Genomic DNA, 13,112 nt, shown 5'->3' with positions numbered 1-13,112 from the left:
TATATGCAAAAACCGGACGTAATCGTAATTGGGGCAGGTGGCGGCGGAGCAGTTATTGCAAAGGAACTGGGTGAACTCGGGTTACAGGTGCTTGTGCTGGAAGCAGGGCCATGGTATGGAAATAGGAAATGGCCTCATCCTAATACCGCGCCAGGGGGTGTTTCCAGCAGTTGCCCGAATGATTTAGATGTTGTCCTGTTTAAGGAGAATTACAATAAGTTAGAAAATAATATGAATGATCAAATTTCAGGTAAGCTGCGCTGGGGGCCAGCGAATCGAGAACACCCGCCTTGGAACAGGTCCTATCATCAAAGAGGATTTGTATGGCAAAATTCAGGCGTGGGAGGTACGACTCAACACTACTTAGCCAATTCCCCCCGCGCCTTTCCAGCTTCTATTGATGGGGACTGGCCGCTAACCTACAGCGACCTGACCCCTTATTACGAAAAAGTTGAAGCCGAACTCCCTGTGGAATTCGCCCCTACTACCTCTAAAGAAGAACTTTTTTATTTTGGAGCAAAAAAAGCCGGCTGGAACCTTCTAACTACTTTCGATGTTAAAACTCCAGGATACCGCCCTCAGCCTAACGCGATTTTGCCGCCTAATTCACAACTTCTTAACCCATCCTACTCCGAAGAGCAGTTGTCATGGATGGAAGGCTGTACACTCGCGGGACATTGTATAAACGGCTGTCCGCATGGCCCCTCTGTTGCTAAAATTGCTAAGCGTTCCACAAATGTCAGCTATGTACCTTCAGCTTTACATACCGGCAATGTGGAAATCCGGCCCAATACATTCACTTATAAAATCATCACAGAAAACCACCCTGCCGAAGGAGTAAGAGCCATTGGAGTGAAAGTAAGGAACACATGGACCGGAAAACAGGAAGAATTATTTTCCGACTGTATTGTTGCAGCTGCGGGTGCCATCGAAACCCCCCGTTTGTGGCTGAATTCCGCCCTGCCCGTTAACGAATGGGTAGGCCGCGGGCTTGTGAATCATCAGATGGATATGGTCACTGGAATTTTTAATGAAAAAGATCTGCTCGCTATCTTAGGAAGTCCTGCAGTTAACCCATTCGTCGGCCATACATCCGGTGCCAGGCTGGATTATCCTGGCTTAGGCTCTATCCAAACGATCGGAACCAGTCCAGGATTAATGGCGAGCTTCACCTATGCGTTAGGCAAATCAGCCATGGACCAGTCAGAACCACATTCCATTCAAAAAGGCCGTGTGATGGGAGAAGATTTAATAGAATTCATGGCAGATTATAAATCATCCCTTAATATCTTAATTTGTACAGATGATGAAGTTGACATGAACAATGGTGTCTCGGTCTCAGCCACTGCTTCTGATGAAAATGGTCCTATCCCATCGATACGTTATACGCCAAGTGCGAACACATTGCGAAAAAAGCGGGAATTAGTGAAAATTGCAGCAGACATTCTTTTCCAGGCCGGAGCAAGAAATGTGGTCCATTCCGATTGGCCCGACGGGATGATGATCCATATGATGAGCACCATGAGAATGGGTTATGTTGTCGATCAAAACTGTGAATCATTTCAAGTCAGCCGGTTATTTATAGCAGACAACAGTGTCCTCAATAATGGGCTGGGAAGTGCAAACCCGACCTTAACCACTCAGGTTTTGGCCACCAGGACTGCTGAGCAAATCTATAAAAAATACTTTTGAATCTCATGAACCGTTTTTCAAACATGTAGTGACGTTTTTCCTGCGTTATTCTGAAATAACAGGGTATGATTCTGAAGTAAACATAGAGTTTTCTTAAATAACGAAGTAGGATTCTAAAATAACGGAGCCTGATTCTTAAATAACTGCTCCGAATTCTTAAATAACTCATTTTCAGCGTCACTACAACCCAAAAAAACAGCCAGAACATTATTGCAAAAAACAATAAATGTTCTGGCTGTTAATTTTACCTGTTTATATAATCCGTACCGAAACCATTCCTTCAATCGCCTCAATGTTAGCCGCTAAATCAGGAAGAATATCTCCATTTACTTCATTATCAATATCAATCATAGTGTAAGCGTAATCATCCCGGCTTCGATTCACCATATCAGCGATGTTCAAGTTGTAATTTGATAAAGCAGACGTAATCTGCCCTACCATATTTGGAACATTATGATGATAAGCCGTCACACGGCGCTTTCCTGTATAAGGCAGTGACGCATTCGGGAAGTTCACTGAATTTTTAATGTTCCCTGTATCCAGAAAATCCTGTATTTGACGCGCAGCCATAATCGCACAATTCTCCTCTGATTCCTTTGTAGAGGCACCAAGATGCGGCAGAGGAATAGCATTTTCCATTTCCAGGATGTTTTCATTCGGAAAATCAGTCACATATTTTCCTACCTTGCCACTTTCAAGGGCAGCGGCCATATCCTCTTCGTTCACCAAACCACCGCGTGAAAAGTTTAAAATATTCACGCCTTGTTTCATCGTGTTAAATGTTTCTTCATTGAACATGCCGCTTGTATCCTTCGTTAACGGAACATGAACTGTAATGTAATCAGAATAAGCAAACAGCTCTTGCATGGACATGGCCCGTTGGACATTGCGGGAGAGGTTCCAAGCGGTGTTGACCGAAATAAACGGGTCGAACCCAACCACATTCATATCCAAGTCCAGTGCATCATTGGCTACGAGCGACCCAACCGCTCCCAAACCGATCACACCCAGAGTCTTCCCTTTAATTTCTTGCCCTATAAATTGTTTTTTGCCCGTTTCTACAAGACTCGGAATCTCTTCGCCCTTACCTTTTAACGTCTGAGCCCAGGATACACCTGAAAATAAATTGCGGGATAGCGCCATCAATGAGGTGAGCACAATTTCTTTGACAGCATTTGCGTTTGCCCCTGGTGTGTTAAACACGACAATTCCACGTTCAGTGCAGTCATCAACGGGAATATTATTTACTCCCGCCCCCGCTCTTGCAATCGCCTTTAAATTTTTGTCAAACTCCATCTCATGCATGTTATAACTGCGAGCCACAATGGCATCAGGGCTCTTACTCTCGTTATCTATTGTATAATTCACCTTGTCGAATACATCCAAGCCACGCTGAGCAATGTTATTAAACGTTTTAATCGTGTTCAATTTATCTACTGTTACTGTCCCCATTACGATCTCCCCTTTTATTTATAATGATCTTCAAATTCTTTCATAAACGTAACCAATGATTGAACTCCTTCAACCGGCATCGCATTATAAAGGCTGGCACGCATGCCGCCTACAGAACGGTGACCTTTTAACGTCTCAAGCCCCAGGGCTTTTGCCTCCTTAATGAAAGCAACATCCAGCTCGGCTGACGGACTGACAAAAGGAATGTTCATGATCGATCGGCTGTCTTTCTCTACAGGAGATGAGAACAGCTCTGACTTCCCAATATAATCATAGAGAGTTTGAGCTTTATGACGGTTAACCTGCTCCATTTCCTTCAGCCCGCCACCTTCCTTCAGCCATTCAAAAACGAGCTTTGCCATATAAATGCCGAATGTCGGCGGCGTGTTATATAAAGACCCGCTGTCACTGTGTGTTTGATAATTGAGCATTGCCGGACAGTTATCAGATGCTTTCCCGATTAAATCTTCACGCATAATCACGACCGTCAATCCTGCTGGACCAATGTTTTTTTGCGCTCCCGCATAAATCAGTCCAAATTGAGAAACATCTATTTCTTCCGATAAAATATTAGATGACATATCCGCTACTAGCGGTACATCTCCTGTATTGGGAATATCGTGGAAAGTTGTTCCTTCGATGGTGTTATTCGTCGTAATATGAATATAATCCGCTTCTGGGTCAATCATACTGCTGTCGACAGCTGGTATATACGTGAAATTTGCATCCTCTGAAGAAGCGACCACGCGAATGTCCCCATATTTCTTAGCTTCTTTGATCGCTTTCTTTGACCAGGACCCTGTATTGACATAATCCGCTTTGCCACTTTTGCCCAAAAGATTCATCGGCACCATCGCAAACTGCTGCGAAGCTCCCCCCTGCATAAATAACACTTTGTAATTCTCCGGGATCCTCATCAGTTCTCGAAGCAGCTGCTCCGCTTCTGTAATAATATTTGTAAATAATTCCGAACGATGGCTTAGCTCCATCACAGACATGCCTGAATCAGCGTAATTCACTAAGTCTTGCTGGGCCTTCTCTAATACTGGCAGCGGCAGTATAGAAGGACCCGCTGAAAAATTATAAATTCTCTCCATGTTATCCTAACTCCCTCATTCAATTGATTAGAGCTCACTATGATAAAAAAAGAGGTTGGGATTTCCCAGCCTCTTTAGATGTCAGAATAACAAATAAGTATTTATTATCCTCCTGTCCCTTTGCCTGAGATTGTGAACCCTTCGGCGATGCAACGAATTGCATTCTCTCCAGAAATTGCTCCTGCTATAGTGCGACCCATAGCAATCAACGCAAACTCATTATATAGTTGTAAACTAACAGCTTTTAGAAAACATCGTTCGTTTTTTAAAAGTTAGAAAATTTGTATTATTGGATTATAAATTATATTGCACAACTAATCAAGGGGTGAAAAACTAGCAATTCTCTTGTATTCTTATTGTTAGCGCTTACTTTGTTAATCTTAAGGCATTTTAGTCAAATGCGAACATTTTAAATTAATTCATTGTATTTGTTCGTTTATAGGTAAAGGCATCAATTGAAAGTCTTTAAGAGAACCAGGAAGCAGATAACTATTTAAAAACGACTCTTTAAAAAGAGCCGTTTTCATAGAGGTAAATTTATCGGGAATGGCTTAGACATTCAAGCCTGGTCTGTTAAGAAATTATGTCAAAAATTTCTTAGCAATCTCCTTATAGAGTTGAATACTATTCAGGTATTCATCGACTTCAACATACTCATCGGGCTGGTGAGCTACTGATGTATCCCCAGGTCCCAGCACAATGACGGGAAACTCCTTATCTGCATGCGTAAATTGTGAACTGTCCGTGTAGCCGGTTATTCCCCCAAGTGTTGTTGATCCCCCTGAAGATTCAGCGGTGTCTTGAACTAATTTAACGAAAGGATCCTCACTTGAAGTCTTCACAGGAGTTTGATCGTTCAGAATACGGATTTCCGACTTAAGATCAGGGTATGTTCCTTTTGCAGATTGTATGATCTGGTCGATTTGATCGATGATTTGTTTGTGATCCTGAGACGGAACCGTTCGAATGTCGATATTCACGAAACATTGGTCGGGAACAACGTTCGTGTTGGACCCTCCGTTGAAGACGTTAATGCTAAAAGTAGATCCACCCAGCAAGTCGTCTTCCTCGTATGTTAATTCAAATTCTTCACCTAACATCCTATGGATAATTTCATTCATATGGGCCACAGCATTTGTTCCCATATCCGGCATCGAACCATGAGCCGTTTTCCCGTGTGTGATAATTTGCGGCCATAATGCCCCTTTGTGAGCAATCTTGATGTGATTTTGCGTTGGTTCCGCGACGATAAGGGCATCTAACGGCTCGGCATATCCCTTTTCTGTCAGTTGACGTGCACCAACAGCCCCCGCCTCTTCACCAACCGTTGCTAAAAGGGTTATCTCGCCTTTTTTCGGCAGACCTTCTTCTTTAAGCGAAACCATGGCTAACACACAGGCAGCGAGACCACTTTTCATATCACACGTCCCACGTCCATAAATTTTCCCATCTACTTCTTCCGCTCCAAAAGGATCATGTTCCCATTCGATTTCCCCAGTAGGGACAACATCCATGTGTCCCGTGAGTCCAAGGACGGGCCCATCTTCTTCCCCTTTTAAACGAGCGATTAAATTAGCCCGATTGTCATCGTATTCAACGAGTTCGGTCTCTATGTCGTATTCATCAAAAAGCTTTTGTAATTTCTCAGCAACCTCCGTTTCATTACCTGGAGGATTGACACTTTTAATTTGAATGATGTCTTTTAAAAATGATTTGGCTTGTTCTTGATCCATATTATCACCTCAGAATTCAGTCTACCCTTTATTTTTCTACGTTAACCGACCAAAAATTCTCATAAAATGTACTTCTAACATGCATGAGTTGGAAAAATGAACGAATCGTTATAAAATATCATTAAACTTAAAAAGGGAAGAAATACAATGACGTGGGAAGTACTTAATATCATAGGCACCCTTGCTTTTGCCATCAGTGGTGCCTTAATTGCAATAAAAGAGGATTATGACATATTAGGTGTCCAAGTGTTAGGATTCACGACGGCATTTGGAGGCAGTACGATTCGTAATTTGTTAATTGGCATACCGATTGAAAACATTTGGACAGAAGGTGATTTATTCATCGCCGTCTTCTTGACGAATATCGTTGTATTTATACTACCGAATCCGTGGCTGCAATATTGGGATAAATGGGGTATTCTTTTTGATGCGATGGGGTTGGCGTCATTTGCAATACAAGGAGCTCTCAGCGCTGTTCAAATCGGCGCACCATTAAGTGCGGTCCTCGTTGCGGCAACCTTGACGGGCTCAGGCGGTGGTATGATCCGGGATGTTTTTGCAGGGAGAAAACCGATGATTTTTCGTGCAGAGATTTATGCCCTCTGGGCGACACTTGGCGGATTAATGATTGGTCTCGGAATTATCCAGGGACCTTGGACAACAGGTATTCTTTTTGTTGCGATTGTAACATTGAGGATGTTATCCGTGCATTTCAAATGGCGATTACCTCGGCATTCCATGTCATGATGCTCTAAAGCTTTAAGAAAAGAAATATGTATTTGGATATTATAAAAGTAATGAATCAGTAGGAATGATACGGTTTATTTTCAATAATCAAAAGGAGGATTCTGGTAATGGAGGTTGATCAGTATTTACAACGGATGGGGCTTGATAATGCGAAAGGAATAACTTTGGATTCGCTCCAAGAGCTTCAGTTACAACATATGCTCCATGTTCCCTTTGAGAATTTGGACGTAATCCACCATGTTCCGATCCCGTTAGATGTTGAAACTTATTACCGAAAAATAGTCTTAAACCGCCGTGGTGGTTTTTGTTATGAATTAAATGGTCTGTTTAACTGGCTATTACAAAGCCTTGGTTTCAATAGCCGTTTTGTATCTGCTACAGTTAAGCGTCCCGACGGCTCTTGGACCATGGAAGGGAGCCATGCTTGCCTTATTGTCGAGATGGACCAGCCGTATTTAGTGGATGTCGGTTTCGGTGATTCCGTTAGGATGCCACTTCCTTTAACTGGTGAAACACGGGAAGATGTTAGTGGAGTGTACTGTATGGTAAAAATAAAAGAGGAAATTTATGATTTAAAAAGACAGGATAACCAAGATGAATGGGAAACATTATTTCGCCTCGACATGAAACCAAGAAAACTATCAGAGTTTGAAAAAGCCTGCCACTTTAATCAGACTTCGCCAGAGTCCCACTTTACCCAAAAGGAAATCGTATCATTGGCCACCTTGGATGGACGGATTACACTTTCAGGAAATTCTTTAATCGTCACTCGTCATGAGGAAAAACAAAAGACGAACGTCAGCAATAGTGAAAAACCGTCTGTCCTGGAACAATATTTCGATATCCATATTAATCACTACGATAAATAATTCAGCAAACAGAATGGGAGGATCTTACGATGGCTATCAATTACCAAAACAGATTAGAAACACTGCAAAAATCTCTTGAAAATCAAGATATTGATGTGGCTATGATTACATCACCTGCAAATGTATTCTATTATACTGGCTTCAACTCAGATCCACACGAACGATTTATGGGATTAATTGTTGATAACCGCAACCAGGAATACACCTTATTTGTTCCCGCATTGGATGAAGAAATAGCTGCTGATGAATCTATTGTTAAACAGGTCGTTCCGATTTCAGATGAAGAAAATCCATTTAAGAAACTAAAAGATACACTCGGGGAGAATATCACATCCTTCGGTCTTGAGATGAAGAGTGTAAGCATGTATCAGCATAATCAATTAGTAACTCATTTTCCTGAAGCATCTTATGTAGACATCCAACCATCCATTAACGCACAACGATTAAGAAAATCTGAAAGTGAAATGGGTTACGTACAACAGGCTGTCGATATCATTGAAAAAGTTCTTGCCGAAGGAATTAAAAAGGTAAAAATAGGGATGACTGAACTAGAATTAACTGCCGAATTAGAATATCTCATGAAGAAATACGGCGCAGAAGGCCCTTCCTTTTCAACCACTGTATTATCTGGGGAAAAATCGGCTCTCCCTCATGGCAGCCCGAGTGATCGCCCTTTTCAAAAAGGTGACTTCCTATTAATTGATATGGGGGTTATAAGAGATGGATACTGTTCAGATATAACCAGAACGTTTATGATTGGCGAGGCGGCGGACAAGCAAAAAGAAATCTATGATATTGTCCTGAAGTCCAATCAGGCTGGCGTGAAGTCAGTAGAAGCTGGCGTCCCTGTCAAAACATTTGATATCGAAGCGAGAAACGTCATTAATGCCCACGGCTATGGCAAATACTTTAATAACCGTGTTGGACATGGTCTAGGTATCGAGGTTCATGAAGAACCATCGATCCATGAAATGAATGAGGATCCAGCTGAACAAGGTATGGTATTTACGATCGAACCTGGCATTTATATCCCTGGTTTTGGCGGAGTACGCATTGAAGATGAAGTTTATATAAACGAAAGCGGAAAGGTTGAGGTATTAACTTCCTTCCCAAGGGAGTTACAAATTTTAGGGGGTTAAAACGTCATAGGTATTACTACTGTCAGAGATAACCAAACCCGCATTCTTATCTAAGATGCGGGTTCATCATACCTTTTATATGAAAAGCAGTTCACGCTTTGTTTCCTTCTTTTACACTCCTATTATACATTGCAATTTAGCAGAATGCGGGGTTACCGCTTTACAAACTAGATTCTAGTATTTCTTAAGAGATTCAATCATTAGCTCCCAAAAGCCTTCCACATCAAGTCCTAATCCAAACCTGGCATTAATCTTTCTACCAGTGACCCCATGTACATCAACTAGAGTTGTCCCTGAGGTTAGTTCCCCTTTCGTTTCCACCGTAATATTTACATCTTTTGTCTTAAATAATTCTGGAGCAATACAATAGGCCACAGTTAAAACATCATGTACGGGTCCGCCATCAAAATCGAACATCTCTTTATAGGTTGAAGCAAAAAATTCTAGTAATTCACCTACTATTTTAGCAACATCGTCGGCTACAATAGCCCCAGTTTTTTCTGATAGATTACTAGAAATTTCACCAAAGCGTAACATGGCTATAAATTCATTTGACCTTTCACGATGGCAGTAACCCGATATACGTATAGCAGCATGGGCGAGGGAAAAACCCAAACAAAAGAAATGACGCAGCCTCCCCTTTGATAGGAAACTGCGCCATTCCGGCACTTTGATGGATGATTCCGATTGGGCTCGAACCAACGACCTCCACCCTGTCAAGGTGGCGCTCTCCCAGCTGAGCTACGGAATCATATTATGTAACATCTTGTTGTCAGGACAACTATTAATATACAATGCTATGACATCATTGTCAACATATTTCGATGTTTTTTTAGTTTGAAAATTTTCTAACGGGGCAAATCGGTTCCCTTCTCCTTTTTTTCACAATTATATGATAAAATAAAAGGGAGACGTTACACGATTTACGATACGGGAATTTCCATGCGCGAACTCGATCGGATGTTAGGAGGTGGTCAAATGGGGAGAGACGGGAAGATGACTGAATACAGCATCGACAGCCAGTATCTCAATGAAGAAATGAAACTAAAAGTGTACACGCCTGAAAATTTCTCACCCCTGTATAAATACCATTTTTGTATTATGCAGGATGGAAACGACTACTTTCAGATGGGCCGCGCTGCGACGCTGAGTGATCAGCTTCATGCAGATAGACAGATTGAAAACACAATTTTCATTGGCATTCATTATCATAATAAGCATGATCGTCGGGACAAGTACCATCCTGATGGAAACAAGCAAGGTGATTATGTTAACTTTTTAGTAAGGGAAGTTGTTCCTTTTCTAGAAGAAGAGCTTCCTGGTTTCTATATGGGAAATGGGCGTACGCTCGTTGGAGATTCACTTGCAGGTACGCTGGCCTTAATGACAGCAACCCGATTTCCAAACGTATTTGGCAATGTAATTATGCAAAGTCCTTATGTAGATCCTCATGTGATGGAAGTTGTAAAATCAGCTAAAGATTTGTCAACCTTGACGATTTACCATACGATTGGGAATAAAGAAACCGCAGTGGAGACGACAGATGGGGCGACTAAAGATTTCCTGACGCCCAATCTCGATCTACAACAATACTTATCTCAGCAGTCTTTATCTTATGTGTTTCATGAGCTCGTTGGGGACCATACCTGGAAGTCCTGGCAGCAGGATTTCAAACGAGCTTTATTAACGATATTTGGCTAATTGCCGTAAGTAGCGTGTAAAGAAAGAATTAGGAGGGATCAACTGAATGAAATATGGTATAGCAATTTTTCCATCAAAAAAAGTACAGGATGAAGCGAACTCTTATCGTAAACGTTATGACCCGCATTACGCTCTGATTCCACCACATATTACTCTAAAAGAACCGTTTGAAGTAGAGGAAAAGAAGCTGGAAGCAGAAGTTATTCCAGAGTTAGAAAAAATCGCCAAAGATACATCTCAATTCTCAGTAGAAGTAACAAAGGTCAGTTCTTTTTCACCTGTAACAAACACGATTTATTTAAAAGTCAATCCCACTGACCCAATTATTCAACTAAATGAAAAATTACGTAATGGCACCATGCCTGATAATCAGGAGTACGCTTTTGTGCCTCACATTACGATTGCGCAAAAGCTGTCTGACGAAGAGTTTTCCGATGTATATGGAAGTTTGAGTATGGAAAGCTTTGATATCGTAGACAAAGTGGATCGCTTTCAACTGCTTTATCAGTTAGAAAATGGAGCCTGGAGTGTTTACGAAACCTTTCGATTCGGTGATGAGTAATGCAGGTGGATATCCGCACCGTTAGAAATCCTCAAGAATTAACCGACGCCTTTCAGATACGCCGGAATGTATTCATTGATGAACAGGGTGTCTCAGAAGCTGATGAACACGATGCCTTTGATGATTCCGCTAAACATCTCGTCGGCTACCTGGATGGGAAGCCCTTTGCAGCAGCCAGACTTCGATTTATCGAAGATTATGCAAAGCTTGAGAGAATTTGCGTGGAAAAAGCTCTCAGAGGTCATAGGTATGGCCAGCAAATGATTCACCATATGGAAAACGTCATTAAACACGAAGGGTATTCAAAAGCGAAACTCAATGCCCAAACGCATGCGGAAGGCTTTTATGAAAGCCTGGGATACCGGACCATTTCTGAAGAATTTATGGATGCCGGCATCCCTCACGTTACCATGATTAAAGACTTATAAATGAAAAAGATCTGCCTAACCAAAGGCAGATCTTTTTTGTATAGAAGCCGCCTTTTTCGTCTAGAATGATAGCTAGACAATACGCTAGAGGAACAGGTGATGGTATGGCTTATCTACAAATGTTCGCTGAAATTATTTTTGGGTTTGTCGCCCTATTTCTTATAACCAAGATCCTTGGGAAAACTCAAATTACTCAAATTACGCCCTTTGACTTTATCTCTGCTTTAGTATTAGGCGAGCTAGTGGGGAATGCTCTTTATGACGGCGAAGTTGGACTAAGACAAATGGCGTTTATGATTGTACTTTGGGGGATTCTGATCTCCGTAACCGAACTTATAACTCAAAAATTCAAAGGGACTAGGCATCTTCTCGAAGGCAGCCCTTCCCTGGTCATTCATGAAGGTAAAATCATGAAAAAGCAGTTGAAGAAGAATAAATTAGATATTAATCAGCTTCAGCATTTATTGCGATCCAAAGATGTGTTCACGATAAAAGACGTACAATATGCCGTACTTGAAACTGATGGATCGATCTCCGTGTTAAAGAAATCAGAGCATCAGACCCCGACCAAGAAAGATTTGAATATTCCTTTATCGACTGTTTCGTTGTCGAGTATTTTTATAAGCGATGGAGAAGTCATTTGGGATAACTTGAAAGAAGCCGGATTTGATAAACAATGGCTGCAAAATGAATTACGCAACCAAAATATATCGAGTGTGGACCAAATTTTGATGGCTGAATATACACCAGGTGAACAGCTTTTTATTATGCCTTATTAGCAGGGTAAAAAGTCCAGCGAAAATTCTCCACCCTATCCTGTACCCGCTCCTGTTTCTTTAAGGCAACGAGATAGGCTGTGACAGCCGTTCTGAATAACAGCCATTGCGAAAATTGCGGAGCATTCACCTCATAATTTTGGCACATAGCTGAAATAACTTGTTCATGAGTAGTACCTTCTGGATGTGACTGCAGATAAGTTTCAAGCCAGTGCAAGAGTCGCTCATGATACGTTATATTTGCCTGAACGGTCTCTTTGTATTTCTCTTCATAATCTCCGTGGCCCGGCAAAGCCCCTTCACAGGAAAATTCTAAAAGCTTGTGCAGGCTTTTAAGTGTCAAATCCACATCTGTCACGTATGGAATTTTGTGCTTATGCAATTGATCCTCGCTAAAATAGGTGTCGGCCGCATATAAGACACCTTTAATGTGTAGAGCAAGCTGATGATAGCTATGCCCTGGTAATAAATACATCTCCCCCTGTAATGAACCTAAGGGCAGAGAGCCCTCTGTTACGATTTGATCTACATGCATCTCTGGACCTTGTAGAAACTTATTGTGCAATTCCTCTAATGGGTCGTTTCCGCCAAACAAATAAAGCGGTTCAAGCTGAGGGTTTCGCAAAATTGCCTCTTCCAGCACAGGGGCTATTGTATGTACGTGGTAATGCTCTTGCACATAAGCAGCACCGCCATAGTGATCTGCGTGGGCATGCGTAATAAATAAGTGCGTCAAGGGAAGCTCTCTGGCTTTGAGTTCCTTGAGCACTTTTTTTACGGAAGAGCGATCAATTCCGGTATCAATCAGCAGACCAGTCGCTCCCTCATGGACATACCCGATGTTCACGGCCCCGTGATAGTAATAGCAGTGTTCATTGATTTGTTTAAAGGACATAGGAAAAACTCCTTGATCGAT

13 protein-coding genes, 1 tRNA gene and 1 riboswitch are annotated in these 13,112 nt (G+C 41.8%); of the genes, 8 read left to right on the top strand and 6 right to left on the bottom strand.

The annotated features are described in order from the left end of the window. Positions 1-3: 3 nt before the first annotated feature. A complete protein-coding gene (locus G6R08_RS17835) occupies positions 4-1,692 on the top strand; it encodes a GMC family oxidoreductase N-terminal domain-containing protein (RefSeq protein ID WP_163529876.1) in 1,689 nt (562 codons plus the stop codon). Between the two features lie 252 nt (positions 1,693-1,944). Here G6R08_RS17835 and G6R08_RS17830 read toward each other — a convergent pair whose 3' ends face one another. The 3 genes from G6R08_RS17830 to G6R08_RS17820 form a co-directional block, all read right to left on the bottom strand. Continuing rightward, entirely contained in the window at positions 1,945-3,144 is a 1,200-nt protein-coding gene (locus G6R08_RS17830; RefSeq protein WP_163529874.1) for a phosphoglycerate dehydrogenase, read from the bottom strand. A 14-nt stretch (positions 3,145-3,158) separates the two neighbouring features. Next, complete coding sequence (gene serC, locus G6R08_RS17825) at positions 3,159-4,241, bottom strand: 3-phosphoserine/phosphohydroxythreonine transaminase (RefSeq protein WP_163529872.1); 1,083 nt, start codon at positions 4,239-4,241, stop codon at positions 3,159-3,161. Positions 4,242-4,343: 102 nt separating this feature from the next. After that, positions 4,344-4,423: riboswitch (glycine riboswitch) on the bottom strand. Between the two features lie 399 nt (positions 4,424-4,822). After that, on the bottom strand, positions 4,823-5,974 hold the full coding sequence (locus tag G6R08_RS17820; protein ID WP_163529870.1) for an ArgE/DapE family deacylase: 1,152 nt from the start codon (positions 5,972-5,974) through the stop codon (positions 4,823-4,825). 147 nt (positions 5,975-6,121) lie between these two features. On the opposite strand from G6R08_RS17820, the gene G6R08_RS17815 reads away from it, so the two are divergent. From G6R08_RS17815 to G6R08_RS17805, 3 genes are all read left to right on the top strand, one after another. Beyond that, entirely contained in the window at positions 6,122-6,721 is a 600-nt protein-coding gene (locus G6R08_RS17815) for a trimeric intracellular cation channel family protein (RefSeq protein ID WP_163529867.1), read from the top strand. A gap of 107 nt (positions 6,722-6,828) precedes the next feature. Further along, positions 6,829-7,590, top strand: coding sequence for an arylamine N-acetyltransferase family protein (locus tag G6R08_RS17810; protein ID WP_163529865.1), 762 nt, complete (start codon positions 6,829-6,831; stop codon positions 7,588-7,590). 29 nt (positions 7,591-7,619) lie between these two features. Continuing rightward, complete coding sequence (locus tag G6R08_RS17805) at positions 7,620-8,729, top strand: M24 family metallopeptidase (RefSeq protein ID WP_163529863.1); 1,110 nt, start codon at positions 7,620-7,622, stop codon at positions 8,727-8,729. Between the two features lie 174 nt (positions 8,730-8,903). On the opposite strand, the gene G6R08_RS22175 is transcribed toward G6R08_RS17805, so the two are convergent. Then, positions 8,904-9,431, bottom strand: a complete 528-nt coding sequence (locus tag G6R08_RS22175; RefSeq protein ID WP_240339766.1) for a nucleoside hydrolase — start codon at positions 9,429-9,431, stop codon at positions 8,904-8,906. Beyond that, positions 9,408-9,480: transfer RNA gene (locus G6R08_RS17795), tRNA-Val, on the bottom strand. Before G6R08_RS17795 ends, G6R08_RS22175 begins: the two co-directional genes overlap by 24 nt. 227 nt (positions 9,481-9,707) lie before the next feature. On the opposite strand from G6R08_RS17795, the gene G6R08_RS17790 reads away from it, so the two are divergent. From G6R08_RS17790 to G6R08_RS17775, 4 genes are all read left to right on the top strand, one after another. Further along, positions 9,708-10,430, top strand: a complete 723-nt coding sequence (locus G6R08_RS17790; RefSeq protein WP_163529861.1) for an alpha/beta hydrolase — start codon at positions 9,708-9,710, stop codon at positions 10,428-10,430. A 46-nt stretch (positions 10,431-10,476) separates the two neighbouring features. Beyond that, positions 10,477-10,992, top strand: a complete 516-nt coding sequence (locus tag G6R08_RS17785) for a YjcG family protein (protein WP_163529859.1) — start codon at positions 10,477-10,479, stop codon at positions 10,990-10,992. After that, positions 10,992-11,420: a GNAT family N-acetyltransferase gene (locus tag G6R08_RS17780; protein ID WP_163529857.1), complete on the top strand. Its 429-nt coding sequence runs from the start codon at positions 10,992-10,994 to the stop codon at positions 11,418-11,420. Before G6R08_RS17785 ends, G6R08_RS17780 begins: the two co-directional genes overlap by 1 nt. 104 nt (positions 11,421-11,524) lie before the next feature. Beyond that, complete coding sequence (locus tag G6R08_RS17775; protein WP_163529855.1) at positions 11,525-12,199, top strand: DUF421 domain-containing protein; 675 nt, start codon at positions 11,525-11,527, stop codon at positions 12,197-12,199. Here G6R08_RS17775 and G6R08_RS17770 read toward each other — a convergent pair. Beyond that, positions 12,186-13,091, bottom strand: coding sequence for an MBL fold metallo-hydrolase (locus G6R08_RS17770; RefSeq protein ID WP_163529853.1), 906 nt, complete (start codon positions 13,089-13,091; stop codon positions 12,186-12,188). The two genes, G6R08_RS17775 and G6R08_RS17770, sit on opposite strands and share 14 nt — an antisense overlap. Between the last annotated feature and the right edge of the window lie 21 nt (positions 13,092-13,112).

The sequence above is a fragment of the Halobacillus ihumii genome (assembly GCF_902726645.1).
GTDB lineage: Bacteria > Bacillota > Bacilli > Bacillales > Halobacillaceae > Halobacillus_A > Halobacillus_A ihumii.
The sequence above is the reverse complement of the archived record's forward strand: the minus strand, read 5'-3'. Positions and strand labels throughout refer to the sequence as shown.

Bases quoted from the DNA above. Each gene is read 5' to 3' on its own strand.
- G6R08_RS17835 (WP_163529876.1), top strand. From the start codon at position 4: ATGCAAAAACCGGACGTAATCGTAATTGGGGCAGGTGGCGGCGGAGCA.
- G6R08_RS17830 (WP_163529874.1), bottom strand. From the start codon at position 3,144: ATGGGGACAGTAACAGTAGATAAATTGAACACGATTAAAACGTTTAAT.
- serC (WP_163529872.1), bottom strand. From the start codon at position 4,241: ATGGAGAGAATTTATAATTTTTCAGCGGGTCCTTCTATACTGCCGCTG.
- G6R08_RS17820 (WP_163529870.1), bottom strand. From the start codon at position 5,974: ATGGATCAAGAACAAGCCAAATCATTTTTAAAAGACATCATTCAAATT.
- G6R08_RS17815 (WP_163529867.1), top strand. From the start codon at position 6,122: ATGACGTGGGAAGTACTTAATATCATAGGCACCCTTGCTTTTGCCATC.
- G6R08_RS17810 (WP_163529865.1), top strand. From the start codon at position 6,829: ATGGAGGTTGATCAGTATTTACAACGGATGGGGCTTGATAATGCGAAA.
- G6R08_RS17805 (WP_163529863.1), top strand. From the start codon at position 7,620: ATGGCTATCAATTACCAAAACAGATTAGAAACACTGCAAAAATCTCTT.
- G6R08_RS17790 (WP_163529861.1), top strand. From the start codon at position 9,708: ATGGGGAGAGACGGGAAGATGACTGAATACAGCATCGACAGCCAGTAT.
- G6R08_RS17785 (WP_163529859.1), top strand. From the start codon at position 10,477: ATGAAATATGGTATAGCAATTTTTCCATCAAAAAAAGTACAGGATGAA.
- G6R08_RS17780 (WP_163529857.1), top strand. From the start codon at position 10,992: ATGCAGGTGGATATCCGCACCGTTAGAAATCCTCAAGAATTAACCGAC.
- G6R08_RS17775 (WP_163529855.1), top strand. From the start codon at position 11,525: ATGGCTTATCTACAAATGTTCGCTGAAATTATTTTTGGGTTTGTCGCC.
- G6R08_RS17770 (WP_163529853.1), bottom strand. From the start codon at position 13,091: ATGTCCTTTAAACAAATCAATGAACACTGCTATTACTATCACGGGGCC.